This is a genomic window from Staphylococcus caseorum (assembly GCF_049943195.1).
Taxonomy (GTDB): domain Bacteria; phylum Bacillota; class Bacilli; order Staphylococcales; family Staphylococcaceae; genus Staphylococcus; species Staphylococcus equorum_A.
The window spans coordinates 510,895-536,345 of record NZ_JBNFUA010000001.1; the positions used below are offsets into that span (position 1 = coordinate 510,895).

Genomic DNA, 25,451 nt, shown 5'->3' on the forward strand with positions numbered 1-25,451 from the left:
CTAAAAGAAAACAATAGTCAAATGATTAAGATGGTAAAAGTAGACTGTTTGTCTTTTTTATGACATTTTAACACAATGAAATACGGGGTATATAACAGTATGGTATTATAAATAAGAATGATTATAATGTAGGAGGATTCAAGGTGCATAATAAAAATAATACAATCCTAGATATGATAAATGGTGAGGCGGTAGACCACACACCAGTATGGTTTATGCGTCAAGCTGGTAGATCACAGCCTGAATATAGAGAATTGAAAGAAAAGTATTCTTTATTTGAAATTACACATCAACCTGAGTTATGTGCTTATGTTACACATTTACCAGTTGATAATTATAATACAGATGCAGCGGTGCTGTATAAAGATATTATGACACCACTTCAGCCGATAGGGGTAGATGTAGAGATTAAATCTGGTATAGGTCCAGTAATTCACAACCCTATAAAAAATATACACGACGTTGAAAAGTTAGGAAAGATTGATCCTAAGCGTGACGTGCCATATGTTTTAGATACAATAAAAATATTGACTGAAGAAAAATTAAATGTGCCATTAATTGGTTTTACGGGAGCGCCATTTACATTAGCAAGTTATATGATTGAAGGTGGACCTTCAAAGAATTATAATTTTACTAAAGCAATGATGTATAGTGACGAAGCAACTTGGTTTGCACTTATGGATCATTTAGTAGACATGTCCATCACGTATACCTCTGCTCAAGTTGAGGCTGGCGCAGAGATAATACAAGTGTTTGATTCTTGGGCTGGGGCGTTAAATGTAAAAGATTATCGTTATTATATTAAGCCAGCGATGGAGAAACTTATTAAGGGTATAAAAGCGAAACATGATGTGCCTGTAATATTATTTGGTGTAGGTGCAAGTCATTTAGCACAGGAGTGGAATTCATTACCTATCGATGTATTAGGTCTAGATTGGAGACTCTCTATCAAAGAAGCTGGAGATTTAAATATCACTAAAACACTGCAAGGCAATTTAGACCCATCATTGTTATTAGCACCATGGGACGTTATTGAAGAAAGATTAAAACCAATATTAGATCAAGGTATGGAACATGGACAGCACATTTTCAACCTTGGACATGGCGTTTTTCCAGAAGTTAAACCAGAAACACTTAAACGTATAACAACATTCGTTCATGATTATACTAAGAGATAGTAGACATAAACACACGTCATCAAGAGTAACAATTTATTATGTCATATACATCTAAAATTTATTATACAAAAGGATGATTTAAAAATGACAAAAACAATAGGCTTATTAGTTATGGCATATGGAACACCATATCAAGAAAGTGATATTGAGGCTTACTACACAGATATTAGACATGGGAAAAAACCTACTGAAGCAGAATTACAAGATTTAAAAGACAGATACAAACATATCGGTGGGCTATCACCATTAGCTAATACAACCAATCGCCAAGCTGAAACGCTTTGTGATGCACTAAACGAAGCTTACAGTGAGGTTGAATTTAAATTATACATTGGTTTGAAACACATACATCCTTTTATAGAAGATGCGGTTCAATCAATGCATGATGAAGGTATAGAAGAAGCAGTTACAGTAGTATTGGCGCCACACTATTCTAGTTTCTCAGTAGGTTCGTATAATACGAGAGCGCAAAAAGAAGCGGATAAATATGGTATTACATTTAAACATGTAGAACACTATTATCAACAACCTAAATTCATTCAATATTGGACAGAAAAAGTGAATGAGTCATTATCGGAAATTCCAGAAGAAGAACATAATGAAACAGTGTTAGTTGTATCAGCGCATAGCCTGCCAAAAGGACTTATTGAGCAAAATAATGATCCATATCCAAATGAATTACACCATACGGCACAATTATTAGAAGAACATTCTAATATTCTCCATGTAGCTGAAGGATGGCAATCAGAAGGTAACACTGGCACACCGTGGTTAGGGCCTGATGTTCAAGATTTAACTAGGGCATTATATAAAGAATATGGCTATAAAAATTTCATTTACACTCCTGTTGGTTTTGTATGTGAACATTTAGAAGTGTTATACGATAATGATTATGAATGTAAAGTAGTCTGCGACGAATTAGGCGTTAACTATTTCCGTCCCTCAATGCCTAATACGGACCCATTGTTTATTGGGGCAATCGTTGATGAAATCAAAAATGTTTATTAAAGGAAGCGTGAACTGTTTTGACTAAAAGTATTGCGATTATTGGTGCTGGTATTACAGGTTTATCAAGTGCATATTTTATTAAAAAACAACGACCTGATATTGATGTCACTATATATGAAGCATCTAATAGAGCTGGTGGTAAAATTCAAACATATAGAACTGAAGGTTACACCATTGAACTTGGGCCAGAATCCTATTTAGGACGCAAACAGATAATGAAAGATATTGCTAAAGAAATTGGTTTAGAAAATGACCTTATTACAAACCAAACAGGACAGTCTTTTATATATGCTAAAAATAAATTATTTCCAATACCGGGCGGATCAATTTTAGGTGTACCAACTGACATTAAACCATTTTTAAAGACAAAATTAATTTCTCCTACGGGTAAATTAACAGCTGGATTAGATTTATTTAAGAAATCGATAGAAATGAACCATGATATTTCAGTAGGATCATTTTTCCGCCAACGTCTAGGGGATGAAGTGTTAGAAAACTTAATAGAACCTCTAATGGGTGGCATTTACGGTACGAATATAGATGACTTGAGTTTGATGAGTACGTTTCCAGAATTCAAACAAAGAGAAGAACAATTTGGCAGTTTAATTAAAGGTATGCGATATGAAAAAGAACAGCGACAAAAACAACGTCAACTATATCCAGGTGCGCCAAAAGGGCAATTCAAGCAATTCAGACATGGTCTGAGTTCATTTATAGAGGCTTTAACAAAATATGTATTAAATCTAGGTGTCAAAATAGAGTTTAATACGCCTATTCAAGATATTATTGTTGCTCAAAAATCTTATGAAATCGTCACATCAGAAACGAAAACTGAATATGATGGTGTCCTAGTTGCTACGCCACACCAAACATTTATGCAATGGTTTGGCAATGATCCTTCCTTTGACTATTTCAATACAATGAATTCTACGACTGTGGCAACAGTCGTATTAGCTTTTGATGAAGAAAATATTGAAAACACATATGACGGTACCGGATTTGTCATTGCGCGTACAAGTAAGACAAGTATCACTGCATGTACATGGACAAGTAAAAAATGGCCATTTACAACACCAGAAGGTAAAGTACTTATTCGTGCATACGTAGGTAAACCTGATGACACGGTCGTGGACGATCACACAGATGAGGAAATTGTAAACATTGTTAAAAAAGATTTGAGTCAAATGATGACATTTAAAGGTGCACCAGATTTCAGCATCGTGAATAGATTACCTAAAAGCATGCCGCAATACCATGTAGGCCATATAGATCGTATTAAAGAAGTACAAACACATATTAAAACAAGCTATCCAAGACTACGTATTACTGGTGCCTCATTTGAAGCAGTAGGGTTACCTGATTGTATTCAACAAGGCAAAAATGCTGTCGAAGAATTAATAGCTGAACTATAATAGAAAGTTTAAAGAGCCGTTTTTCGATATAATAAGTTGTTATATCGAAGTAGCGGCTTATTTTTATATTTTTAATTGTTGGATAATTTAATATTTATAATAATTGTGAGATACTTAATATATAGTGTAGTAGAAACGTATGCAGTAGCAATATAACAATGGTTTATGAGCTATTGTACAGGGGGAGTAGTTATGACAGATATTATAATTGTACATTCAAAAATTGGAGATGCCACAAATCATTGGTATAAATGGTTAGCTAATAATCTTATTTTAGAAGGTTACAATGTAACATTATTTGATTTACCAGTAGAAGAAAATGATAATCTTGAGCAGTGGGTGGAAAGAATGAAAGACCAGATCACTGTAAAAAAATATGAAACGTATTTTATAACACATGGTTTTGGTACTTTAGCATCACTAAAGTATATAGAAGAAATGAATATAAACCACATCGAAGGATTGTTTAGTGTTGCAGGCTTTATGGATGACGCGGAAGAAATAGATGCCTACATCGATCCTGAAACAAAAGCAATCGATTATGAGATTGTTAAAAATAAAGTAGATCAATTTTATGGTTTATGTTCTAAAAATGATGAATATGTATCGTATTTAGAAACTAAAAGATTAATGGATACATTAAATGGTGTATGTAAAGTTACAGAGAACGGTGGCCACTTTATAGAAGATGATGGCTTCACTACATTCACAATTTTACATGGAAAAATGCAAGGCATTATGAGTAAGTAATTTACTATTTGACATTAAAGAACATTATTTAGTTAGTTATTGTTCTTTAATGTACAATATTGAATGTAATGACATCACTATAAATGTAGTATTTAAGTATGAAAACAATAGAATTTTGTATAAATAAGGAACTAAAGATAAAATATTATTATTATATTCCTTTTTTACACAAAATAGTTTATAAAAGTTATTGACTAAAGTGTTGGAAATTTATATACTAAGTTAGTATTGATTGATAGGGATGTGCAAACATCAATTATCGCATTAAAGTTTTAACTCCTGATTAAGCCAATGTAAATTACTTTTAAAAAGTTGTTGACATTAAGTAAAGATTCATGGTATATTAATTGGGTAGGCGTCATTAATAATATTACCGCGGGATGGAGCAGCGGTAGCTCGTCGGGCTCATAACCCGAAGGTCGGTGGTTCAAATCCGCCTCCCGCAATTTTTTATTTTAGGTCTCGTAGTGTAGCGGTTAACACGCCTGCCTGTCACGCAGGAGATCGCGGGTTCGATTCCCGTCGAGACCGCCATTATCATTATGGTTCAGTAGCTCAGTTGGTAGAGCAATGGATTGAAGCTCCATGTGTCGGCAGTTCGACTCTGTCCTGAACCATTTTTTAATATTAGCTTTGGCGGTTGTGGTGAAGTGGTTAACACATCGGATTGTGGTTCCGACACGCGTGGGTTCGATCCCCATCATCCGCCCCATAATGATTAATTAAGCGGGTGTAGTTTAATGGGAAAACCTCAGCCTTCCAAGCTGATGTTGTGGGTTCGATTCCCATCACCCGCTCCATTTTAATTATTCCACAGTAGCTCAGTGGTAGAGCTATCGGCTGTTAACCGATCGGTCGTAGGTTCGAGTCCTACCTGTGGAGCCATATGGCCCCGTGGTCAAGCGGTTAAGACACCGCCCTTTCACGGCGGTAACACGGGTTCGAGTCCCGTCGGGGTCATACAAACAGAAGTGAAATATCGCTTCTGTTTTTTTATATTCTATTGGAGAGTTGTCCGAGTTGGCCGAAGGAGCACGCCTGGAAAGTGTGTAGACGTCACAAGCGTCTCGAGGGTTCGAATCCCTCACTCTCCGCTATTTGATTATGATTATCCTCATTACTCATCATTCCTTAGAATGTTGATGTAGTGGGGGTTTTTTATTTCGTCTAACTATTAAAAGATGGGTGCTAAACAAAGAAATTGTGATTTTTATATTTAAAAACTATACTGAATTAGAAATTAGAAAGCTTGAAAATCATAATTACAGGGGGCTCATACTTGGAAAATAGAATAGATTATTATGAAATTGCTAGGGAAGAAATGGCATTAATTATGGATTTGGAAAAACAATTAAAGAAAACATCTATTAATAGAAAGTTACGAGAGTTGATTAAAATACGCGTTTCTCAAATAAACGGCTGCGCTTTTTGTATTGGTATGCATACTGCAGATGCTAGAAAAATGAAAGTATCAGAAGAAGAAATTTATTTATTAAACGCATGGCATGAAACAAATATATATTCTGTAAAAGATAAACTAGCTTTTAAACTTGCAGAAGCAGTGACAAATATTACTGTAAATGGCGTTACAGAGGAACTATTTAACGAAGTTCGTAAAGTGTATACAGAAGAGGAGTACACAGACTTAATATTAATCATTAATCAAATTAATATGTGGAATAGATTATCTATTTCTATGGGGAATAAACATATCGTGTAAGTCATAAATTTATAGAAATAATAAAGGAGAATCAATAATTTAATATTGATTCTCCTTTATTATTTAGTGCTTTTTAATCATCTTGTTCATTGTTTAGTACATCGCCACTTTTAGCATCTATTGTGATTTCGTGCTTAGTACTATCATCTTTTAGGTCTAAATCGTAAACGAGTTTGCCATCATCTTCAGATAGGGACCATTCTTTGATGTCGCCATCAAATTCTTCTTGTCCTTTTTTGATAGCATCTTTATAATCGATGGCATCACTATATTTAAAGGCTTCATTTTCATTTACTGAATCTTCATTTTCAGTATTTTTATTTAAAACTTCTTTGTTTTTATCAGAAATGATAACTTCTGATTCTTCACCATTTTTTTGTTGCTCTATTTTATAAGCCCATTCACCATTACTCTTTTCATAAGAGATCCCTTTTAAGTCTTGTCCGCTATATTCATCTTGTGCTTTTTTAATAGCATCTTCAGGGCTTGTTTTGATTTTATCTAAAGCAATAACTTGTTTATCTGTATCTTTATTACTAGAATCCTCAGATTTAGTATCGCTCTCTGAATCTCCATTACCACATGCTGTAAGCAAAATACCTGATAGTGCAACCGCAGTCACCAATTTTAATTTCATTTTTATCTCTCCTTGTAAATGATTCATTAACTAGTATATACCCATTAATAATACTTTTAAACTATAAAATAAAAGAAAAAATAGTTTTTGAGAGATTTTAGCGTGGAAAAATTTATATTTTTGAGTATAAATAACTAAAAATGATAAATTAAACATATTTTCTATTTATAATATTCCAATTTTGAAAGCACATGTTTGTCTGTATTTTTTTAATGTGACTCAGTTAATGCTGCCAATGGAAACTTCGATGTTCATATCAAACAATGATATCACCTATGTAGTTAATTAAATTGTTGAAACAATTTTAGAAATAGAATACAATCACTTAAATGGCTCGTTAACTTATCATCTTATAATGATTTAAAATCTACAAGATACACGGAGAAGAGGGGTATTATTAAAATTAAATTCTCCTTTTAAATCATGAATGTTTATATGACTTTTTAAATTGCTAATACTTGCTATTTTATACCCATTCATCATTAATATTGGTGTTTTATTTTTGTTCCATTTAACTGAAAATGGAATTTGCTCATAATTGGTGAATATCCATTCAATTTTTTCTTTGTTTAGTTTTAAATCTTCTTGATTCAATGCTAAGTAATGTCTATTTTCATAATTAAAGTTTTCCAATTATATCTTTAACCACCTTTTAATAATTTATCTGCAGTCATCACAGCTAATAGGTTATTTTGTCGTATAGCCTCTAATTTTAAATCAAATATAGGTGTTACATATGTATCTGCGGTTCTAGGAACTTCATTTATAGTTTTTGATAAATATTTAAGCCATTCTTTTTTCTCTTTATAACTCATTTTACTAATTGAAAAATGTTTATTCTGTCCATGTCTAAATAGCCTTGTCGTATACTTCGCTGCAAGTTTGTCACGGAGCACTCGCTTTTTGTATACTTTACTGCAATATATAGCGTTATAGATATTATTTATAGTAGAAAAATATTGTTTCGGTGTGCTTTTTTTAGTAGATAGATGATTTTTTTTCAAGAAATCATTCACAACAACGTAGTATTCATAATCAGTTTTAATAGAATAATTTTTTGAATTCATTAGGAATTCTATAGTGAAAAGTTGGTCCTCTGCAGTTTTAGCATTTGTTTTAAAACGAATTTTATTTTTATGTATAATATTACTTTTAAACATTTTTAAAACTGATAATGCATAAAATAAACTGTTTTCTATAATATCTGCCCTTGGCACATTACCATTTTCAAACACTGCTTTCGGAACACCTCTACCTTTTCCTTCCACACCATACTTACCAATAATTAAATCACTATTATTTTCTTTCCCATATATGTAAAGGTCCTCTAACGCTCTTTCATGCAAGTAATCATCAGAATCTAAGAAGAAAATGTACTCCGAATTACTCATGCTTATGCCTTTGTTTCTAGGAGCACTTGCGCTTCCTGTATTTTTATTTAATCTTTTAAATTTTATTAAATGCTTATAATTAACCCAATATGCTTTAATAGTTTCAATGGTTTCAATATCGTTTGAATGATCATCTATAATTATTAATTCAAAATCTTTATGGCTCATAGTTTGATTTAGAATTGAATCGATAGTACGAGAAATCATTTTTCCATTATTATATGTAGGCATAATGACACTAACCTTTTTCATAAGAAATCACTCCTTTAAACTAAAATAGCAAAGTTAAATATGAGATGGAATAAGGTTTAGTAAAGTGTGAAAAATATAACAGTAAATGTAAAAAAACCTATGTATGAAAATTCAAAAGCTATTTGAATTAATAACAAGCTTTAAAAATTAGAATGTGTGACTAAAAATTTAACTTATAAAACCTTTGCGTAGTCATAACATTAAAGTGAAGATTTGGACCATGTTAAATAATAATAAAAGCGTTATAATATAATATGAGATGGAGGAATGTAGGCGTGGAATTTTGGTTGAAAAAACAAGCAGAACTAAATGGTGAAAAGGTGTTTATAGATGATGGCACAAAGCAAATTTCATTTAATAAGACCTATCAATATGCTTCGAGATTAGCATATCAATTAAAACAATTAGATAAGCCAAGAATTGGATTATATATCGATAATTCGATAGCATCTGTCATTTTAATTAATGCAGCGTGGCTAGCTGGAATTGAAATTGCTATGTTAAATACAAGGCTGACTAAGAAGGAAATGCTTGCACAAATGGCATCAATTGAGGTTGATACTGTGATAGCACGTGAGCCAATACAATTAGAAGGTATTCATATAGTTAATTTTGAAAACTTATGGACTAATTTGGATGATAAGCAATTTGAAGCATTATTTTCAATAGAACGTATTGCATCAATTATGTTTACATCAGGGACAACAGGGCCTCAAAAAGCTGTGCCACAGACATTTAGCAATCATTATGCAAGTGCAAGTGGTTGTAAAGAAAGCCTTGGGTTTGATCAGAATACTAAATGGTTATCGGTATTGCCTATTTATCATATTTCAGGATTAAGCGTAGTATTAAGAGCATTAATTGAAGGCTTTACAGTTCGTATAGCATCTAAATTTAATTCTGCAGCTATGTTAAATATTATAAAAGAAGAATTACCTACACATGTGTCACTCGTACCACAAACATTAAAATGGTTAATGGATGAAGGGTTTAATCAACCTTATCATGTTCAAAAGATATTACTTGGTGGTGCGAAACTCTCTAGTGCTTTGATTGATCAAGCACTTCAAAGTACATTGCCAATATATAATTCCTTCGGTATGACAGAAACGTGTTCGCAGTTTTTAACTGCTTCACCAGAGATGTTAGCACATCGTTATGATACAGTAGGTAAACCGAGTGAAAATGTTGATGTAAAAATTAAAGCTCCAAATACGCAAGGTCATGGTGAATTGTTAATCAAAGGAGATAACGTTATGCAAGGTTATCTATATCCTGAAAATAAGCAGGATACTTTTGAAGCAGGCTATTTTAATACTGGTGACATTGCAGAAATAGATGATGAAGGTTATGTCATGGTTTATGATCGCAGAAAAGATTTAATAATCAGTGGTGGAGAAAATATCTATCCTTATCAAATTGAGTCAGTTGCTAAGAATTATTTTGGCATAGAAGATGCGATGTGTGTCGGCATAGAAGATGATACTTGGGGGGAAGTCCCATATTTATATTACGTTGCGAATATAACAATATCTGAGGCGCAATTATTAGAACATTTCAAACAAAATTTAGCAAAATATAAAATACCTAAGCAATTTGTACGTGTTGAATCATTACCCTATACATCAACAGGAAAGCTACAGAGAAACCGTTTGAAACTTTAAATTCGAGGTGGATATGAAATTACAAGCAGTGAAATTATACGAATATAATGCTAGTTTTAAACATGCTATTGTGACGCCGAAAATTAAATTGAGTTGCCGGAAGGTATTAATTATTGAATTAATTACTGATACGAATCAACATTATTTTGGTGAATGTAATGCTTTTGAGACGGATTGGTACTCACCAGAAACGATAGAAGTTGTACGCTGCCAAACTGAGAAATGGATTAAACAATACCAAAATGAAACGTTTAATCATTTTGGAGAGGCGCAAGCAACATTAGGTTGTTTGATGGCATATCCAGCTACAAGAAGCATGCTAGTAATGGCTTTTTATCAAATGTTTTATGAAATGCATTCATTTAATGTTCCTTATGGCGCAACAGTCAGTGGTTTGACTGAAGGGAATTTAAAGCAACTTGTAGATACCCAACCACAACGTGTTAAAATAAAATGGTCACAGCATATACTACAAAATATTGAAATGTTAAAACAATTAGATTTTCAACCGGATATCGCAATAGATGCGAATGAATCTATTCAAGATAATGAGTCGCACAAGTTAAAACAACTGGCTAATAAATCATTACTCTATATCGAAGAACCTTTTAAATCGTTAGATAAACTAGAGGCTTTTACTAAGTCTGAACTACCACCAATCGCAATTGATGAAAAAGCATTATCTCAAGATCAAATTATGGAAATCATTGCTAATAATCCTATTGATGTAGTTGTGTTGAAACCATTTAGATTGGGTGGAGTAGATAAAGTGTTAGAAATCATTAACGTATTAAAAGCAAAAGATATCAAAATTATTATCGGTGGTATGTATGAATATGGATTGAGTAGATATTTCACCGCATTGTTAGCTCAATTTGCTGACTATCCAAGCGATATCACACCAGAAGGTTATTATTTTAAAAATGATATAGTAAATAATGCAGGCATATTAAAAGGAGATTCAATATATTTTGAACCTCCCGTTGTTAATACAGCACAATTAAAGCGCGTTTATTAATCTTTTTTCTTTTCTTTTTTCTTTAATGGTACTGGGTCAAAGCCACCTTTATGAAGTGGATGGCATTTCGAAATTCTTTTAACACCTAACCACGTACCTTTAAATGCACCATAGACTTGTATCGCTTCTCTCGTATATTCAGAGCAAGTAGGATAGAAGCGACATGTAGCAGGTGTCATTGGCGAAATGAAACGTTGATAAATACGTATAAGTCCTAGGAACAATGTTTTCATTATAATTTTGCCTCCAACAAATAACTTAGCATAGATAGTTTAACATAATTAAAGGGAGAAGGATGAACGTGAAGTTTAAAGATAGCGAAAATGATGATGTGTTTTTATCATATAAAAATGACAAAAATCATGCTGATGGTAACCATGTCCTGATTATACCTATATTTCAAGGAGAGTTGCTGTTTACCAATCATAAATTGAGAGGTATAGAGTTTCCTGGTGGCAAAAAAGAAATAGGAGAATCCAGTGAAGTAGCAGCAGCTAGAGAATTATTTGAAGAAACAGGTGCAACGATAAAAAAGTGTAATTATATTGCGCAATATCGTGTAGAAAGACAAAATGGATTAAGCTTTACTAAAGATGTATTTATGGTTGTCGTTAAGGATGTAGCGCAACAAAACGACTATTTAGAAACAAATGGACCTTTATTTTATAATAATGTTTATGATATTCCAGAAGAACGTAAAAGCTATTTATTGAAAGATGCAGCAATTTTACAATGTTTAGAGAGAGTGATGGAGCTTGGATTTTATTCATAGAAAACGTATGCCAGTTGAATCATCAACACATTTTTTTGAAGAAGTCACATATCGTGTCGATGCGTTAAAAGTGCGTGGCCTCTTAATGGCACCTAAAGCTAATGTTGAAAGAATTGTAATTTATTTACGAGGTGGAAAAGGGCAAGTAGGTATGGTACGTACAGGACGTTTAATGCAATTTGCAGACGATCATACATTAGTTTTCGGTCCATATTATCGAGGGAATAATGGCAGTGAAGGAAAAGATGCATTTTACGGTGAGGATTTAAACGACGTTACTGTTGCAATTAGAATGTTAAACCATATGTATCCAGAGGTACATATTCATATGGTTGGATTTTCTAGAGGTGGTCTACAAGGGTTATTAACATTTCAAGATTTACCAATATCTAGTTATATAATTTGGGGTGGCGTCTCTGATATATATTTAATGTATGAAGAGCGTGTAGACTTAAGAGGAATGCTTAAACGTATGATTGGTCATCCTAAAAAGAACGCTGAAGCGTATAGGCAACGAGATGCAGTTTCTCAAATTACTGAGGATAGCCCACCAATTTTAATAGTACACGGTGGAAAAGATCATCAAGTTGGTATTCATCAAGCGTATTATTTAGCGGAACAATTAAATCGTATAGGTATGACTTATCGCACATTTTATCAAATGAAAGAAGGGCATATTCCTAGACCTTTTGCATTAAAATCTACATTGTCGACCATCAAACAATGGATGACAGATGTTGAAGCCCAGCATATTAAACAAAATTATAATGAAAAATAAAAGACATGAACTACAATGCTTTCGTAGTTTATGCCTTTTTTATTTATTTAACTTATTTGAAACCGCCATTGTTAGCTAAATCTTCTACTTCTGTACCGAATTTTTCGAAATTATGTTTAAAACGGTTAATTAAATCTTGGGCTTGCTCTCTATATGCTTCTGGCTTACTCCAAGCATTAATAGGGTTTAATAATGTCTGTGGTACACCTTCAATTTCTACTGGGATATCTAATCCAAACATATCATCTTTCATATATTCAATTTCACTTAATTGCCCAGTAATAGCTTGGTTTACCATTTGTCTTGTATAGTTAAGGCTAATGCGACGTCCGAGCCCGTATTGGCCACCAGTCCAACCTGTATTAACTAGATAAACATCTACACCATGTTTATCAATTAAATTTCCTAATAAGTCTGCATATACTTTTGCGTTGAGAGGTAAGAATGGTGAACCGAAACAAGTTGAAAATGATGGTTCTGGCTCTGTGACACCACGTTCTGTACCAGCTAATTTAGCTGTGAAACCACTAAGGAAATGGTACATCGCTTGATCTTTAGATAGTTTAGAAATAGGTGGTAATACACCAAAAGCATCAGCAGTTAAGAAAATAATTGTATTCGGATGTGCTGCTTTAGATGGTGTCACGATATTATCGATATGATCAATTGGATAGGCAGCTCTAGTGTTTTCAGTGTAGTAGTTATCATCGAAGTCTACATCACCATCTTCATCGACAACTACGTTTTCTAAAATAGTACCATATTTAATTGCGTCGTAAATTTGCGGTTCTTTTTTATAGGAAAGGTTAATTGCTTTAGCATAACAGCCACCTTCAATATTGAAAATGCCGTTTTCATTCCAACCATGCTCATCATCACCAATCAGTTTGCGTGTTGGGTCAGCAGAAAGTGTTGTTTTACCTGTGCCAGATAAACCGAAGAACAATGCTACATCACCTTTATCGCCAACGTTAGCCGAACAGTGCATGCTCATGATTTTATCTTTAGGGAGTAAGTAGTTCATTACTGAGAAAATTCCTTTTTTCATTTCTCCAGCATATTCAGTGCCACCAATCAATATCACTTTATGTTTGAAAGAGGTAATTATAAATGTTTCGGAGTTTGTGCCATCAACTTCAGGAACTGCTTTAAAAGAAGGTGCTGAAACAATAGTGAAATCTGATTTGATTTCGCTAGCTTCTTCTTTAGTACTTGGGCGAATGAACATATTTTGTGCGAATAAATTATGCCAAGCTAACTCATTAATGACAGTGAGTTTTAATTGTGAATCTTCATCACTACCTGCATAACCATTAAATACATAAAGTTCATCTTTTTTGTTTAAATGGGCTAAAACTTTATCATACAAATTTAAGAACGTTTCTTCTTCGATAGGTTGATTTATGTTTCCCCAATCGATGTCATCTCTATAAGATGGTTCATTTACAATAAACTTATCTTTTGGAGAACGACCTGTGTATTTACCTGTTTTAGCGTTAATTGCTCCAAGTTCAGTCAATGCACCTTCATCATTATTTAAAATTTTGTTATACAACTGTGTTGTAGATAGTTGAAATAATGATGATGGTTTCTCTAATATACTTTCAATCTTGCTTGTGTATGTGTATGTATCTACCGCCATACTAATCCCTCCAACGCTATTTAGTTAATGTAAGCCTTTACAATTAAAGAGTATAACACATATGAATTAATAGTCCACATCATATTAAAAGGAATTTTAGAAATTTTAAATAAATATTAATAATTGTTAAATTGACAATATATCATAGATTAGGTACTATAGGACTTAACGGATTCTCTTATCCTGAGTGGCGGAGGGACATGGACCCAATGAAGCCCAGCAACCTCTTCGTTAATACGAAGAAAGGTGCCAAACCGTTTGCAGACATATATCGTCTGAACGATAAGAGCGAATGGACGTATAAGGGCCTTCTCTCTATTTAATATAGTGATGAAGGCCTTTTTTAATGAGCTCAACAGAGAGAGAATTTTCGTAATTTAAAACTAAAGGAGCAAATTATGACATACAATAGAAGATTATTCACTTCAGAATCTGTAACAGAAGGGCACCCGGACAAAATAGCGGATCAAGTATCTGATGCAATATTAGATGAGATTTTAAAAGACGATCCTAATGCAAGGGTCGCTTGTGAAACTACGGTAACTACTGGTATGGCGTTAATTTCAGGTGAAATATCTACAACAACTTACGTTGATATTCCAAAAGTAGTAAGAGAAACAATTAAAGAGATTGGTTACACACGTGCAAAATATGGGTATGACAGTCAAACCATGGCCGTATTAACTGCAATTGATGAGCAATCTCCTGACATCGCGCAAGGTGTTGACACAGCATTAGAGTATCGTGAAGATGCATCAGAAGAAGAAATTGAAGCAACTGGTGCTGGTGACCAAGGCTTAATGTTTGGTTATGCTACAAATGAAACGGATACGTATATGCCTTTACCAATCTTCTTATCACATCAACTTGCTAAGAAATTATCTGATGTGCGTAAAGATGAAATATTAAAATATTTACGCCCAGATGGGAAAGTGCAAGTAACGGTTGAATATGATGAACAGGATAAGCCGCAACGTATAGATACTATCGTTGTTTCTACGCAACATGCAGAAGATACTGAATTGCAACAAATACAAGATGACATTAAAGCGCACGTTATTTATCCAACAGTGCCTGAACATCTATTAGATGAAGACACTAAGTTTTATATTAATCCTACTGGTCGTTTTGTGATTGGTGGTCCTCAAGGAGATGCTGGACTTACTGGTCGTAAAATTATTGTAGACACATATGGTGGTTATGCACGTCATGGTGGAGGTTGTTTCAGTGGTAAGGACCCAACAAAAGTTGACCGTTCTGCTGCTTATGCTGCACGTTATGTAGCTAAAAATATTGTAGCGGCTAAATTAGCAGACAAATGTGAAGTACAATTAGCATATGCAATTGGTGTTGCTGAACCAGTTTCAATTTCTATTGATACATTTGGAACAAGTAGCGTAAGTGAAGATGAGTTGGTAGAAGCGGTACGCACGCATTTTGACTTAAGACCTGCTGGCATTATTAAAATGTTAGATTTAAAACATCCAATCTATAAACAAACAGCTGCCTATGGCCATTTTGGCCGTACAGATATCTTATTACCATGGGAAAAATTAGATAAAGTAAACCTATTAAAAGATTCTGTAGAAGCATAAAAAACTAAAATTTAATTTTCTGGACTTTTCTATCGAATGATGAGCTATTATCTATTATAATTAAGTTACTGAACACATAAAGGAGCGTTTTTGTTATGAATTCATTAGGGCCAATAGAAATTGGTTTAATCGTGGCAATCATCGTAGCAGTCATTTGTTTGATATTATTTATGCTTGCTTTAAAAAGTAAAAAGAAAGCGCAAAAAAACGCTGAAGAGCAGTATAAATCTAGAGAACAAAAATTAAGCGATGAGCATGAAGAAGAGTTGGAAAAAGAAAGAATAGAAAATAAAAAAAATGTAACGAAGCAAAAGGAAGATTATGCAGCTACAGTTAGTTCTAAAGATAGAGAAATTGATGCTTTAAAATTATTTTCTAAGAACCATAGTGAATATGTAACTGACATGAGATTGATTGGTATCCGTGAACGTCTTGTAAATGAGAAAAGAATACGTCCTGAAGATATGCACATTATGGCTAATATATTTTTACCTAGAAATGAATTTAGCGATGTTCAACGTATCAGTCATTTAGTACTGACACGTACTGGTTTATACATCATAGATTCTCAATTATTGAAAGGGCATGTTTATAATGGTGTTAGTGCAGCCCAATTCAAAGAACAACCAATGATGGAGCAGGTATTTAATACTTTAGATCTTGATAAGCATACACCACAAACACTTGTGTTAGATCAGAATGAAGATACGCAATCATTATCGTTTGTAAATTATACAGCGCACTTAAATGAAATTGAAAAACTTGCCGGTGATATTCAAACAGAACTCAATTTAAAATTCACACCAACTACTATTTTATACTTCAATCCTAAAAATGAAGGTGCTGTAACAATCTCAAATTATGCACAAAGTTCAAATACTAAAGTGCTAGTGGGTGCAGAGCAACTTGATGAGTTCTTTAATAAATTTGTATTCCACGGTCGAATTCAATACAATGTTGAAGATTTACAACGTGTTATGGATGAAATAGAAACATTTAATTAAGGTGAAATACTTAATTTTTAAAAAGATAGGTAGCCATATAGGTTATCTATCTTTTTTTGTTGAATTTTTAAATGTCTGAACAATGCATTTTAAGTATTAATTCGAGATAATTTGGTAAATTAAAGTCCTTTTAATTTATAATTTAAAGAAAATTGATTAATATAATAGTTATCTAAATAGAAAAGGGGATTTTAATTTGGAACATGTAACTTTTTATAATGGCAATGAAATGCCAATTGTTGGTTTAGGTACGTTTCGTGTCGAAAACAGTGACGAATGTAAAGCATCAGTAAAACATGCGATAGAAAATGGTTACACACATATAGATACGGCAATGGTATATGATAACGAAGAAAAAGTAGGGGAAGGTATCGCAGAAGGTTTAGTAGCTACAGGTAAGCAAAGAAGTGATTTGTTTATCACATCTAAATTATGGTTAGCAGATTATGGCCGTGAAAACGTTGCAGATGCTTATGAAACGAGTTTAAATAAACTTGGATTAGATTACCTAGATTTGTATCTCATGCATTGGCCAGGTACAGATGAAGCTTTAATGATAGATACTTGGCAAGGTATGGAAGATTTATACAAAAATGACAGAGTGAAAAACATTGGTGTAAGTAATTTTAAAACAGAGCATTTTGAAGCGTTGTTAGCCCAAGTTTCTATTAAACCTGTGCTTAACCAAGTTGAATTCCATCCATATTTATTGCAAGAATCATTAAGCAGATATTTAGAAGTACAAAATATTCACATGGAATCATGGTCACCACTCATGAATGCGCAAATTTTAGAAGATGATACTGTAAAAAGTGTTGCATCTGAAGTAGGGAAATCACCAGCACAAGTGATTATTCGTTGGAACATAGAACATGGTGTTGTAGTAATACCTAAATCAGTAACGCCTTCTAGAATAGAAGAAAATTTAAATGTATTTGATTTCCAATTAACATCAGCCCAAATTGAGAAATTAGATAAACTCAACGAAGATAGAAGAATTGGACCAGATCCATCTGAATATAGTGGGCACTAGTATGAAAAGAAGAGAGTGAGTTACAAATACGCACTTCTTAAATAGAAAAGGACCAATCTATTTGTTTTTTCAAATAGATTGGTCCTTTTTAAGTCTTTTTATAGTTAAGCCGTATGTTTAACTATTTTTATAATAAGGATGGTGATTGAAGTTATTAATACCTATTGTATTTATATGCATCTGAATTTCAATTAATCGGCTAAATCATGATGTATCCTAATAAACAGGATAAAAATGAAACGCCATATTGCAGTAAAGAATAAATTAAAAAGTTAAAAATGTTCTTTTCGGATGTTAGTAATTTGACTAACTCTGAAGATAAAGTAGAAAATGTAGTTAATCCACCGAGAACGCCGACAACTACAAAGGGATGGACCCAATCTATATTTAATGTCATACCCATCAATAAACCAATTATTAAACTGCCTAATATATTAACAATTGGCGTTGCAATAGGTAGCTTACTATTAAATCTACTTGTACAAACGTTAGTAATAAATCCTCTGATTACAGCTCCGAGACCGCCACCTAACATAACTAACAGTAATTGTGTCATGATATACGAGCCCCCATTTTCACACCAAGATAACAGACAAGTATACCTATAATATAACTACTTAAAGCGTATAAAATCATTAATAAATATGCTTGTTGTTCTAAAAACGAAACAAGCTCAAATTGAAAAGTAGAAAAAGTAGTGAGTGCGCCTAAAAATCCAGTAGTTATACCTTTTTTAAGTAATGGATTATTTCTAAAATACTTTATAGTCATCGTTCCAATAAGTCCCATTAAGAAAGCGCCAACAACATTAGCAATAAATGTGCCTGCTGGAAATTCAGTAGTTTGATTGATGAATGTTAATAGATATCTTAGTAAAGCACCAATCGCGCCGCCTATAAAAATATATAAGTATTGCATTGTTTTTATTCTTCCTCTCGACAAAAAATAAAAAACTACAAAAGTATTATAACTTTTGTAGCATTAATTAGAAAATAATACCAAACGTTGATAGTGAAGCAACGATATGGATGATAAGCACTACTAATATCACATAAGGTAATATTTTACTTGCTTTTCTAACCCATCCAGAATTTTCATGTAAGTGTTTAATTGATTTATCTGCTAAAATAATTGAAATTATTAAAATTATAGCGTTAATAATACTACAAACAAAAATTAATTTGATCATTGAACTAAAATGCATAGTAATTAGAGGATTTCTAGTATTAAAATACAAGCTAATAATAACCAATAAACTAGATAAATAAAAATAAAGTTTTGAACGTGCCATATTTACCTCCTAGTACAATTCATTAAATAATAATACCATAGATTTACAAAAAATTAACTAATTTGTAAATTTAGAATATATATATATTTAGATTTATAGTAAAACATAACAATATAGAGCTTTAAGTAGCTTAATGTTTCTTTTTACTCTAAAGATTTTGACAATTTAAGCAAAAAATTAGAATTTAGTGATTAATGGTGGTATAAATGAGTTGTATGGTTAATAACCGTTATAAGAATAATTCTTTATTGAATTATTTATTTAAGTCAGGAGGAATTAGTAATGGCAAAATTAAATGTTGAAGTGTTTGCAGATGGTGCAGATATTGAAGAAATGAAAACAGCTTACAAAAATAAACAAGTAGATGGTTTTACTACTAACCCTAGTTTAATGGCAAAAGCAGGTGTAACAGATTATAAAGCTTTCGCAGAAGAAGCTGTTCGTGAAATTCCTGATGCTTCTATTTCATTCGAAGTATTCGCAGATGATTTAGAAACAATGGAAAAAGAAGCTGAAATTTTGAAACAATATGGTGAAAACGTATTTGTTAAAATTCCAGTCGTAAACACAAAAGGTGAATCAACTATTTCTCTAATTAAAAAATTATCAGCAGACAATGTACGTTTAAATGTAACTGCTGTTTATACTTTAGATCAAGTTAAAGAAATTACAGAAGCTGTAACAGAAGGTGTTCCAACATATGTATCAGTATTTGCTGGTCGTATTGCTGATACTGGTGTAGATCCAATTCCAATGATGAAAGATGCAGCAGAAGTAACACATAGTAAAAAAGGCGTTAAATTACTTTGGGCAAGCTGTCGTGAAGTATTCAATGTAATCCAAGCGGATGAAGTTGGCGCAGATATCATTACATGTCCTGCAGACGTTGTTAAAAAAGTAAATAACAACCTTGGCCGTGATATTAACGAATTATCAGTTGATACAGTACAAGGATTTGCTAAAGATATTCAAAGTTCAGGATTATCTATTCTTTAATAGAAGATTAAGAAATTTAAATTTCAAATAATAAGCTGAGGCAATTCATTCTAAATGAGTTGTCTCAGCTTTTATATTGAGCATAAGTATAGAATGATAAGATATCTGTTATACTATTGAAGTTCTTAAATATCAAATATATATACTTGTTCGATTAAACTATGAATGATATAGAGGGGAAGATGATTTATGAAAATACAACAACCCAAAATCAGCGCAAATTTAGAACTCAAAGAATTAGAAGAAATTTTTCAAGATGAAGATGATATAGTCGAAGTTGCGGAAATACAAAATGCTAATTTAAGTAATAAAGTTTTACAAAGATTTGTAGTTTATGGTTCATATATCAAGGATTGTGATTTTTCTAACTCTGATTTAGGTCGCGCTGATTTTACAGATGTTATTTTTGAAAATTGCGATTTCTCGAATACGAAAATGGATCATGGTTCCATACATAGAGTGACATTTAAAAATTGTCGTATGACCGGAACTTTATTTAACTATATGAGGTTTGGAAATACAGTGTTTGATGAAGTGAAAGCTGATTTTATAAGTGTTGTGGACTCTAAGATAGAAGCACTGATGACACAAAAAAGTAACTTTGAAAATGCTGAATTTCATAATTCAAATTTGAAAAAGGTTGTTTTTGACAATAGTAATTTAGAGCATTTATCAATTTACCAAACCCCATTAAAAGATTGTGATTTGAGCCAATCTTATTTTGAGTCATTTGTGGTTAATAAAGAAGACTTATTAGGTTGCAAAGTTTCTAGAAATCAAGCTGTACAATTTGCAGCATTAATGGGCTTAGTTATCGTAGATTAGATGAAATAAAAATCGATAAAATTAAAGTTAATACAAATATTATAAAATTTAATTGAATAACTTAGATAATTGATTTATTATTTAATGAGTATAGTGTACTGTGAAAGTTCTAAAGGAGAAACATTTATGAAACTAGATATCTTTAAACAAAAAGTTAAAAAGCAATTATGGTTTTTAAATAAAAAAGAAAAAAATCAATTGAATGAAGTATTAGAGAAAGTTACTAAGTCTAGTGATGGACAAAATTTTAATCGTCCTATTGCATTTTCAAATCAATTTTTAAAGGAATATGTCTTTAAAGAGAAAGTTGTATCATCAACACAATTATTTGCATTGCTTATAGGTATTTTAATCACATATATCGTGCTCTTAGGTTTGTTTTTATTTGGTTTTTTGACAAGTCTATCATCTGTGCAATACTTTATTAAACCTGAAGTGCAATTATCTACAACCACTGTTATTTTGACCTTGATTGGCTCAATATTACTATTAATCGTTAGTTTATATTTGATTAAAATGGTAACTGCTTATTTTACGAAAAAATTATTAGAATATAAGCATAATAAAGCACTATAGTTGAATCGTGTTAAGTTAAATGGTGAGAAAGTGTTAAACTTTCTTGCCATTTTTTATGAATAAATATATAGGAAGCATTAACTGTAATATAGGTAGCGTTCTCAAAATATATAATTGTTTGTGTTCCTTTTGACTTTAATCCAGTGATTGGGATTGCGTTAATATAATATTGTATTGGTGAGCGCTGTGGTTTTACTGGAAATAATGTTATATCGCTATTAATAAATATTGGAACGATCTTGCGTATTTTTAGTAATTGTTTGGCTTGTTTCGTCTGAAGTGTTAAAGATAAATGTCGTGATTCTAAAAAATAATTTAATGTGAGATTAATTGTAGTAGGGTAAGTGAATTGGTGTGTAGTATATTGGCATATTGTTAATGTTTCTGGTCCAAGAACTGTTTTGAAATAAAGTAATTGAGTAAGTGGCGTCATATCATATTCACCTCAATCTTAGGTATAAAATTTTAAATGTTTTTGTTGAATTCGTTTTTGATAGTTTTTTAAAGTTGAGACAGAACAATTTAGAAGTTTTGCAATTTCATATTGTTTAAGTCCTGCAAATTTTAATCGTAACCATTGTCGTTCTTTATCAGTCAATAACGATAAAAATTGTTGGAAAACTAGCATACTGTCATAATCATCATTACTTAAAGAAGCTTTAACTTCTTGTTTTAAAGGATCAACTAGAAGTAGTGGTTGGTGTTTGCGGAAAAGGTCTATCAAATAGAAATTTAATCGTGAATATAAGAAGGTGTTTAATGAGCTGCTTTTTTGTGAATTGTAGATTTTGCTTAGCTCCCACATTTTAATTAAGAGGAGTTGAGCATATTCATCATAATTGTACTGAATATTGTACTTTTTTAATAGATAATGAATAATATGTTTGTACTTTTTATAAACTTCTTCAAAGGTCATTCATGCTCTCCATTGTCGTATATACAACATATATTTCCGGATGTTATTATTTTATTATAAGAAATAGTAATTTTCATTTGCCAAATAGGGATAATAGGTGTTAAATAGTAGTCATAAGATAGATAAATTTTAAGTTTTATAACATTAGCGCGTATTCAACTTAAAGATATAACACTTTAGAGGTATATTATTATCTTCGGACAATTATCAGGAGGTTTATATGGATTACGCATATTTAAATTTAGAACATTTTTTTGCAAGGCATGATGATTTGGATACGATTAAAGATAAATCAGATTTTGTTATGATAAACAACATGGCAAAAGAAATGATGTATCGAGATGGGGAAATAGAAGGTACGATTGATTTAAATCGTTATTTTTATAAAAATAGATCACAAGCTGCAAGCTTTATTATAATGGATTATTATAAAAGTCAAGAGTAATGAAATTAAAATTTCATTACTTTTTTTATGAATATGTAACAACGTTCATATTAAATTGTCTGTTCAAGTAATTAGTGTTAAACTTTATTATCGGATGGCTTTAAAGCTATGATACATATGACGAAGGCGTGTCCTTCCTAATTATTACCTAAGAGGTGTAAACATGACGAAGCATAAAAAAGGCTCAATTCTATCAATCATTGGTTTATTGATAGTCTTAGGTGTAGCTGCGGTTGTTGTTTTTTCAATGATCTCAGATCAAATCTTTTTTAAAGAAGTTGACGAACAAGAAAAAGTAGAAAATCTTAAAGTAACTTTGGATAAAGCATCTAAAAAACAAATTGATAATTATACTAGCCAACAAGTTTCAAGCAAAGATAATAAAACATGGAGAGATGCGTCATCTACTGAGATAAAAGCTGCGATGAACAGTAGTGAATTTATTGAAAGTGATACGCAAAAATACCAATTTTTAGAATTAGATAAGTATCAAGGTATTGATGAAAATAGAATAAAACGCATGCTCATAGATAACCCTACATTGTTAGAGCATTCAGATGATTTTATAAAAGCAGCACAAGACAAGCACGTTAATGAAGTTTATTTAATTTCACATGCGTTACTTGAAACAGGCTCTGCTAAAAGTGAGCTTGCAAGTGGTGTAGAAATTGATGGTAAAAAATATTATAACTTCTTTGGTGTAGGTGCACTTGATGAAGATCCGATTAAAACAGGTTCAGAATATGCTAAAAAACATGGCTGGGACACACCACAAAAAGCGATTAGTGGTGGTGCTAACTTCATTCATGATCACTTTTTATCTAATGAAGATCAAAATACGCTTTATAGTATGAGATGGAATCCTAAAAATCCAGGAGAACATCAATATGCTACAGACATTAAATGGGCTGAAAGTAATGCGACTTTAATGGCTCATTTCTATGAAGATATGAAAACAGAAGGCAAATATTATAAATATTTTGTTTATAAAGATGATGAAAAGCACAAAAATTAGATAAGTATTTGAAATATTAGTTCTAATACAATAGAACGAAGAAAACCAATTGCTATAAAAGTAGTTGGTTTCAGACTGCCAACAAAGCCTCTGACTTTGTTGGCAGTTTTTTTGTGCACGCTTTCCGCTGGCACTGCCTTAGCCTGTGGTCTTCAGCTAGTGATTTATTAACGAGTCAGGAGTCGGACCAAATTACTGCCAATATTATAATATATATAAATTAAACAGTGGTGGTGTTTATTATGTTGAATCAATCAATTGATAATGGCAGAACATCTATAAATCCTATTTTTTAATTGATATTATTCTCTTGAAGTAAGCCTTGTTTATTAATTTCATAATTTATATAAAAAAAAGAGTCTCCAATTTTGGAAACTCTTTTTTATTATTCTACTTTGTTTTTTTTGCTTATAAGAATGAAGAACATGAGCGCTGATATAAACACTTTTATAGTAAATTTCATATTATCACATCCTAATCTATGCCAACATATTAACATTAAATGGGTGTGAAGATACATCAATAACTACATACAGGTGTATATACTGAGCATTATTCTTTTTCAAAGTAATTGTGCTCTTTTAAAAATTCTTCTGCAACAACTGCGGGCTCTTTGCCTTCTCCATCTGCTTCATAATTTAATTTTTGCATTTGCTCCGTACTTATTTTATCGTTCAATTTATTAAGTGATTTCTTAACTTCTGGTTGTTCTTTTAAAAGTTTATTTGGTGCTACAGCACTTGCATCATATGTTGGGAAGAACTTTTTATCATCTTCAAGTACTACTAAATCATAAGCTGCAATTCTACCATCAGTCGTATAGCCTAGTGCAACATCTAATTTTTTACTTTTCAAAGCATCGTAAACGAGTCCGATTTGCATCGGTTTAATAGAATCAAAAGCAAAACCATAATGTGCTTGGAAAGGTGCATAACCATCGCCCCCACGTTTAATCCAAGTTGTATCTGTGCCTACGTCTACTTGATCTTTTACTTTTTCTAAATCTGAAACAGTATGTAAATCATATTTTTCAGCAGTTTCTTTGGTTACCATAAAGGCAAAGGTATTTTCAAAACCATATGAATCAAAAAAGGTCTGATTAAATTTTTGCTGAAACAATTTTTTAGTTAAAGCCATCGCTTTTTTAGGGTCAGTAACGGGTTCAGACTCAAGGACACCCACTAAATCTGTCCCAGTATATCGCGTGCTCGAAATATCAGCATCGTTATTCATTAGCGCATTATGCTGGATTGTAGCTGAGCCTAAGTTATTAATGATTGAACCTTTAGTTTTACCTTTTGTATCATGTTCGATAAGATCTATGATCATATACGCCATGATTTGAGACTCACTCGTAGCCAAAGCTGAAACTTTAATCTCGTTCTTTGATTGACTTCCACCAAGTCCTGGCAATCCACAACCGGATAATAATATTGTGCTTGCTATAATTAAAAATAATAAATGTTTTAAAAATTTCATTGTCTAGCTCCTTAAAATAAGTACAGAAATAATATTTTTTCAATATATTAATAT

28 protein-coding genes, 8 tRNA genes and 1 riboswitch are annotated in these 25,451 nt (G+C 32.0%); of the genes, 25 read left to right on the forward strand and 11 right to left on the reverse strand.

What is annotated here, in order from left to right:
* Positions 1 to 143 precede the first annotated feature (143 nt).
* The 13 genes from hemE to ACP3TL_RS02830 all read left to right on the forward strand — a co-directional run bounded on the left by hemE (position 144) and on the right by ACP3TL_RS02830 (position 6,068).
* Positions 144 to 1,178, forward strand: a complete 1,035-nt coding sequence (hemE, locus tag ACP3TL_RS02770; protein WP_046466342.1) for a uroporphyrinogen decarboxylase — start codon at positions 144 to 146, stop codon at positions 1,176 to 1,178.
* A gap of 84 nt (positions 1,179 to 1,262) precedes the next feature.
* On the forward strand, positions 1,263 to 2,186 hold the full coding sequence (gene hemH / locus ACP3TL_RS02775) for a ferrochelatase (protein ID WP_046466343.1): 924 nt from the start codon (positions 1,263 to 1,265) through the stop codon (positions 2,184 to 2,186).
* Between the two features lie 17 nt (positions 2,187 to 2,203).
* On the forward strand, positions 2,204 to 3,598 hold the full coding sequence (gene hemY, locus ACP3TL_RS02780) for a protoporphyrinogen oxidase (RefSeq protein ID WP_285325705.1): 1,395 nt from the start codon (positions 2,204 to 2,206) through the stop codon (positions 3,596 to 3,598).
* A 192-nt stretch (positions 3,599 to 3,790) separates the two neighbouring features.
* Entirely contained in the window at positions 3,791 to 4,348 is a 558-nt protein-coding gene (locus ACP3TL_RS02785; protein WP_046466345.1) for an RBBP9/YdeN family alpha/beta hydrolase, read from the forward strand.
* Between the two features lie 374 nt (positions 4,349 to 4,722).
* Positions 4,723 to 4,794 (forward strand) — tRNA-Met (locus tag ACP3TL_RS02790).
* A gap of 12 nt (positions 4,795 to 4,806) precedes the next feature.
* A tRNA-Asp gene (locus ACP3TL_RS02795) sits at positions 4,807 to 4,882 on the forward strand.
* 10 nt (positions 4,883 to 4,892) lie between these two features.
* Positions 4,893 to 4,965, forward strand: a tRNA-Phe gene (locus tag ACP3TL_RS02800).
* A 19-nt stretch (positions 4,966 to 4,984) separates the two neighbouring features.
* Positions 4,985 to 5,060 (forward strand) — tRNA-His (locus ACP3TL_RS02805).
* Between the two features lie 14 nt (positions 5,061 to 5,074).
* Positions 5,075 to 5,148: transfer RNA gene (locus tag ACP3TL_RS02810), tRNA-Gly, on the forward strand.
* Between the two features lie 10 nt (positions 5,149 to 5,158).
* Positions 5,159 to 5,233: transfer RNA gene (locus tag ACP3TL_RS02815), tRNA-Asn, on the forward strand.
* 3 nt (positions 5,234 to 5,236) lie between these two features.
* Positions 5,237 to 5,308: transfer RNA gene (locus tag ACP3TL_RS02820), tRNA-Glu, on the forward strand.
* A 45-nt stretch (positions 5,309 to 5,353) separates the two neighbouring features.
* Positions 5,354 to 5,442, forward strand: a tRNA-Ser gene (locus ACP3TL_RS02825).
* A 185-nt stretch (positions 5,443 to 5,627) separates the two neighbouring features.
* A complete protein-coding gene (locus tag ACP3TL_RS02830) occupies positions 5,628 to 6,068 on the forward strand; it encodes a carboxymuconolactone decarboxylase family protein (protein WP_046465635.1) in 441 nt (146 codons plus the stop codon).
* A gap of 73 nt (positions 6,069 to 6,141) precedes the next feature.
* Here the strand turns inward: ACP3TL_RS02830 and ACP3TL_RS02835 are convergent, their stop codons facing one another.
* The 3 genes from ACP3TL_RS02835 to ACP3TL_RS02845 form a co-directional block, all read right to left on the reverse strand.
* Positions 6,142 to 6,705 carry a PepSY domain-containing protein gene (locus ACP3TL_RS02835; RefSeq protein WP_046465634.1) on the reverse strand — a complete coding sequence of 188 codons (564 nt, stop codon included), beginning with the start codon at positions 6,703 to 6,705 and terminating at the stop codon, positions 6,142 to 6,144.
* A 360-nt stretch (positions 6,706 to 7,065) separates the two neighbouring features.
* A complete protein-coding gene (locus tag ACP3TL_RS02840; RefSeq protein WP_046465633.1) occupies positions 7,066 to 7,338 on the reverse strand; it encodes a hypothetical protein in 273 nt (90 codons plus the stop codon).
* Between the two features lie 8 nt (positions 7,339 to 7,346).
* Entirely contained in the window at positions 7,347 to 8,348 is a 1,002-nt protein-coding gene (locus ACP3TL_RS02845) for a glycosyltransferase family 2 protein (RefSeq protein ID WP_285325704.1), read from the reverse strand.
* Positions 8,349 to 8,623: 275 nt separating this feature from the next.
* On the opposite strand from ACP3TL_RS02845, the gene menE reads away from it, so the two are divergent.
* Positions 8,624 to 10,012 carry an o-succinylbenzoate--CoA ligase gene (menE, locus tag ACP3TL_RS02850; protein ID WP_285325703.1) on the forward strand — a complete coding sequence of 463 codons (1,389 nt, stop codon included), beginning with the start codon at positions 8,624 to 8,626 and terminating at the stop codon, positions 10,010 to 10,012.
* A 13-nt stretch (positions 10,013 to 10,025) separates the two neighbouring features.
* Positions 10,026 to 11,030, forward strand: coding sequence for an o-succinylbenzoate synthase (menC, locus tag ACP3TL_RS02855; RefSeq protein ID WP_046465630.1), 1,005 nt, complete (start codon positions 10,026 to 10,028; stop codon positions 11,028 to 11,030).
* On the opposite strand, the gene yidD is transcribed toward menC, so the two are convergent.
* Complete coding sequence (gene yidD, locus ACP3TL_RS02860; protein ID WP_002507269.1) at positions 11,027 to 11,263, reverse strand: membrane protein insertion efficiency factor YidD; 237 nt, start codon at positions 11,261 to 11,263, stop codon at positions 11,027 to 11,029. The genes menC and yidD overlap by 4 nt on opposite strands.
* 62 nt (positions 11,264 to 11,325) lie before the next feature.
* Between yidD and ytkD the strand changes: the two genes are divergently transcribed.
* A complete protein-coding gene (ytkD, locus tag ACP3TL_RS02865; RefSeq protein ID WP_046465629.1) occupies positions 11,326 to 11,802 on the forward strand; it encodes an RNA deprotection pyrophosphohydrolase in 477 nt (158 codons plus the stop codon).
* Positions 11,786 to 12,580, forward strand: coding sequence for an alpha/beta hydrolase family protein (locus ACP3TL_RS02870; RefSeq protein ID WP_176722990.1), 795 nt, complete (start codon positions 11,786 to 11,788; stop codon positions 12,578 to 12,580). The genes ytkD and ACP3TL_RS02870 overlap by 17 nt, the downstream gene beginning before the upstream one ends.
* A 52-nt stretch (positions 12,581 to 12,632) precedes the next feature.
* Here ACP3TL_RS02870 and pckA read toward each other — a convergent pair whose 3' ends face one another.
* The gene (pckA, locus tag ACP3TL_RS02875) at positions 12,633 to 14,222 is read right to left on the reverse strand and encodes a phosphoenolpyruvate carboxykinase (ATP) (protein WP_046465628.1); all 1,590 of its coding nucleotides are present in this window, start codon (positions 14,220 to 14,222) and stop codon (positions 12,633 to 12,635) included.
* Positions 14,223 to 14,397: 175 nt separating this feature from the next.
* A riboswitch (SAM riboswitch) is annotated at positions 14,398 to 14,511 on the forward strand.
* A gap of 109 nt (positions 14,512 to 14,620) precedes the next feature.
* On the opposite strand from pckA, the gene metK reads away from it, so the two are divergent.
* From metK to ACP3TL_RS02890, 3 genes are all read left to right on the forward strand, one after another.
* Complete coding sequence (gene metK, locus ACP3TL_RS02880; RefSeq protein ID WP_046465627.1) at positions 14,621 to 15,817, forward strand: methionine adenosyltransferase; 1,197 nt, start codon at positions 14,621 to 14,623, stop codon at positions 15,815 to 15,817.
* 95 nt (positions 15,818 to 15,912) lie between these two features.
* Positions 15,913 to 16,821: a nuclease-related domain-containing protein gene (locus ACP3TL_RS02885; RefSeq protein ID WP_046465626.1), complete on the forward strand. Its 909-nt coding sequence runs from the start codon at positions 15,913 to 15,915 to the stop codon at positions 16,819 to 16,821.
* A 196-nt stretch (positions 16,822 to 17,017) separates the two neighbouring features.
* Positions 17,018 to 17,854, forward strand: coding sequence for an aldo/keto reductase (locus ACP3TL_RS02890; protein ID WP_046465625.1), 837 nt, complete (start codon positions 17,018 to 17,020; stop codon positions 17,852 to 17,854).
* A 199-nt stretch (positions 17,855 to 18,053) separates the two neighbouring features.
* Here the strand turns inward: ACP3TL_RS02890 and ACP3TL_RS02895 are convergent, their stop codons facing one another.
* From ACP3TL_RS02895 to ACP3TL_RS02905, 3 genes are all read right to left on the reverse strand, one after another.
* Positions 18,054 to 18,410, reverse strand: a complete 357-nt coding sequence (locus ACP3TL_RS02895) for a fluoride efflux transporter FluC (RefSeq protein ID WP_046465624.1) — start codon at positions 18,408 to 18,410, stop codon at positions 18,054 to 18,056.
* Positions 18,407 to 18,772 carry a fluoride efflux transporter CrcB gene (gene crcB / locus ACP3TL_RS02900; protein WP_046465623.1) on the reverse strand — a complete coding sequence of 122 codons (366 nt, stop codon included), beginning with the start codon at positions 18,770 to 18,772 and terminating at the stop codon, positions 18,407 to 18,409. Before crcB ends, ACP3TL_RS02895 begins: the two co-directional genes overlap by 4 nt.
* A gap of 67 nt (positions 18,773 to 18,839) precedes the next feature.
* On the reverse strand, positions 18,840 to 19,145 hold the full coding sequence (locus ACP3TL_RS02905) for a hypothetical protein (protein ID WP_002507278.1): 306 nt from the start codon (positions 19,143 to 19,145) through the stop codon (positions 18,840 to 18,842).
* Positions 19,146 to 19,427: 282 nt separating this feature from the next.
* Between ACP3TL_RS02905 and ACP3TL_RS02910 the strand changes: the two genes are divergently transcribed.
* From ACP3TL_RS02910 to ACP3TL_RS02920, 3 genes are all read left to right on the forward strand, one after another.
* The gene (locus ACP3TL_RS02910) at positions 19,428 to 20,141 is read left to right on the forward strand and encodes a transaldolase (protein ID WP_285325702.1); all 714 of its coding nucleotides are present in this window, start codon (positions 19,428 to 19,430) and stop codon (positions 20,139 to 20,141) included.
* A gap of 189 nt (positions 20,142 to 20,330) precedes the next feature.
* Positions 20,331 to 20,966 carry a pentapeptide repeat-containing protein gene (locus ACP3TL_RS02915; protein WP_046465621.1) on the forward strand — a complete coding sequence of 212 codons (636 nt, stop codon included), beginning with the start codon at positions 20,331 to 20,333 and terminating at the stop codon, positions 20,964 to 20,966.
* Between the two features lie 126 nt (positions 20,967 to 21,092).
* Positions 21,093 to 21,542 carry a hypothetical protein gene (locus tag ACP3TL_RS02920; RefSeq protein ID WP_046465620.1) on the forward strand — a complete coding sequence of 150 codons (450 nt, stop codon included), beginning with the start codon at positions 21,093 to 21,095 and terminating at the stop codon, positions 21,540 to 21,542.
* Positions 21,543 to 21,552: 10 nt separating this feature from the next.
* On the opposite strand, the gene ACP3TL_RS02925 is transcribed toward ACP3TL_RS02920, so the two are convergent.
* Together ACP3TL_RS02925 and ACP3TL_RS02930 are read right to left on the reverse strand one after the other, a co-directional pair.
* Complete coding sequence (locus tag ACP3TL_RS02925; RefSeq protein WP_046465619.1) at positions 21,553 to 21,975, reverse strand: competence protein ComK; 423 nt, start codon at positions 21,973 to 21,975, stop codon at positions 21,553 to 21,555.
* Positions 21,976 to 21,993: 18 nt separating this feature from the next.
* A complete protein-coding gene (locus tag ACP3TL_RS02930) occupies positions 21,994 to 22,458 on the reverse strand; it encodes a sigma-70 family RNA polymerase sigma factor (RefSeq protein WP_277575898.1) in 465 nt (154 codons plus the stop codon).
* Positions 22,459 to 22,678: 220 nt separating this feature from the next.
* Here ACP3TL_RS02930 and ACP3TL_RS02935 point away from each other — a divergent pair, with 220 nt between their 5' ends.
* A complete protein-coding gene (locus ACP3TL_RS02935) occupies positions 22,679 to 22,903 on the forward strand; it encodes a hypothetical protein (RefSeq protein ID WP_046465617.1) in 225 nt (74 codons plus the stop codon).
* Between the two features lie 163 nt (positions 22,904 to 23,066).
* Positions 23,067 to 23,918, forward strand: a complete 852-nt coding sequence (gene sagB, locus ACP3TL_RS02940; protein WP_046465616.1) for a peptidoglycan release complex glucosaminidase SagB — start codon at positions 23,067 to 23,069, stop codon at positions 23,916 to 23,918.
* A gap of 552 nt (positions 23,919 to 24,470) precedes the next feature.
* On the opposite strand, the gene ACP3TL_RS02945 is transcribed toward sagB, so the two are convergent.
* The gene (locus ACP3TL_RS02945; RefSeq protein ID WP_046465615.1) at positions 24,471 to 25,397 is read right to left on the reverse strand and encodes an osmoprotectant ABC transporter substrate-binding protein; all 927 of its coding nucleotides are present in this window, start codon (positions 25,395 to 25,397) and stop codon (positions 24,471 to 24,473) included.
* Positions 25,398 to 25,451: the final 54 nt, after the last annotated feature.

Coding starts and splice junctions, on each gene's coding strand:
- ACP3TL_RS02895 (WP_046465624.1), bottom strand. CDS start 18,410: ATGACACAATTACTGTTAGTTATGTTAGGTGGCGGTCTCGGAGCTGTA.
- ACP3TL_RS02845 (WP_285325704.1), bottom strand. CDS start 8,348: ATGAAAAAGGTTAGTGTCATTATGCCTACATATAATAATGGAAAAATG.
- ACP3TL_RS02935 (WP_046465617.1), top strand. CDS start 22,679: ATGGATTACGCATATTTAAATTTAGAACATTTTTTTGCAAGGCATGAT.
- ACP3TL_RS02835 (WP_046465634.1), bottom strand. CDS start 6,705: ATGAAATTAAAATTGGTGACTGCGGTTGCACTATCAGGTATTTTGCTT.
- ACP3TL_RS02785 (WP_046466345.1), top strand. CDS start 3,791: ATGACAGATATTATAATTGTACATTCAAAAATTGGAGATGCCACAAAT.
- ytkD (WP_046465629.1), top strand. CDS start 11,326: ATGAACGTGAAGTTTAAAGATAGCGAAAATGATGATGTGTTTTTATCA.
- metK (WP_046465627.1), top strand. CDS start 14,621: ATGACATACAATAGAAGATTATTCACTTCAGAATCTGTAACAGAAGGG.
- ACP3TL_RS02945 (WP_046465615.1), bottom strand. CDS start 25,397: ATGAAATTTTTAAAACATTTATTATTTTTAATTATAGCAAGCACAATA.
- ACP3TL_RS02915 (WP_046465621.1), top strand. CDS start 20,331: ATGAAAATACAACAACCCAAAATCAGCGCAAATTTAGAACTCAAAGAA.
- ACP3TL_RS02925 (WP_046465619.1), bottom strand. CDS start 21,975: ATGACGCCACTTACTCAATTACTTTATTTCAAAACAGTTCTTGGACCA.
- ACP3TL_RS02920 (WP_046465620.1), top strand. CDS start 21,093: ATGAAACTAGATATCTTTAAACAAAAAGTTAAAAAGCAATTATGGTTT.
- ACP3TL_RS02885 (WP_046465626.1), top strand. CDS start 15,913: ATGAATTCATTAGGGCCAATAGAAATTGGTTTAATCGTGGCAATCATC.
- ACP3TL_RS02930 (WP_277575898.1), bottom strand. CDS start 22,458: ATGACCTTTGAAGAAGTTTATAAAAAGTACAAACATATTATTCATTAT.
- hemH (WP_046466343.1), top strand. CDS start 1,263: ATGACAAAAACAATAGGCTTATTAGTTATGGCATATGGAACACCATAT.
- sagB (WP_046465616.1), top strand. CDS start 23,067: ATGACGAAGCATAAAAAAGGCTCAATTCTATCAATCATTGGTTTATTG.
- menC (WP_046465630.1), top strand. CDS start 10,026: ATGAAATTACAAGCAGTGAAATTATACGAATATAATGCTAGTTTTAAA.
- crcB (WP_046465623.1), bottom strand. CDS start 18,772: ATGCAATACTTATATATTTTTATAGGCGGCGCGATTGGTGCTTTACTA.
- pckA (WP_046465628.1), bottom strand. CDS start 14,222: ATGGCGGTAGATACATACACATACACAAGCAAGATTGAAAGTATATTA.
- ACP3TL_RS02905 (WP_002507278.1), bottom strand. CDS start 19,145: ATGGCACGTTCAAAACTTTATTTTTATTTATCTAGTTTATTGGTTATT.
- yidD (WP_002507269.1), bottom strand. CDS start 11,263: ATGAAAACATTGTTCCTAGGACTTATACGTATTTATCAACGTTTCATT.
- ACP3TL_RS02910 (WP_285325702.1), top strand. CDS start 19,428: ATGGCAAAATTAAATGTTGAAGTGTTTGCAGATGGTGCAGATATTGAA.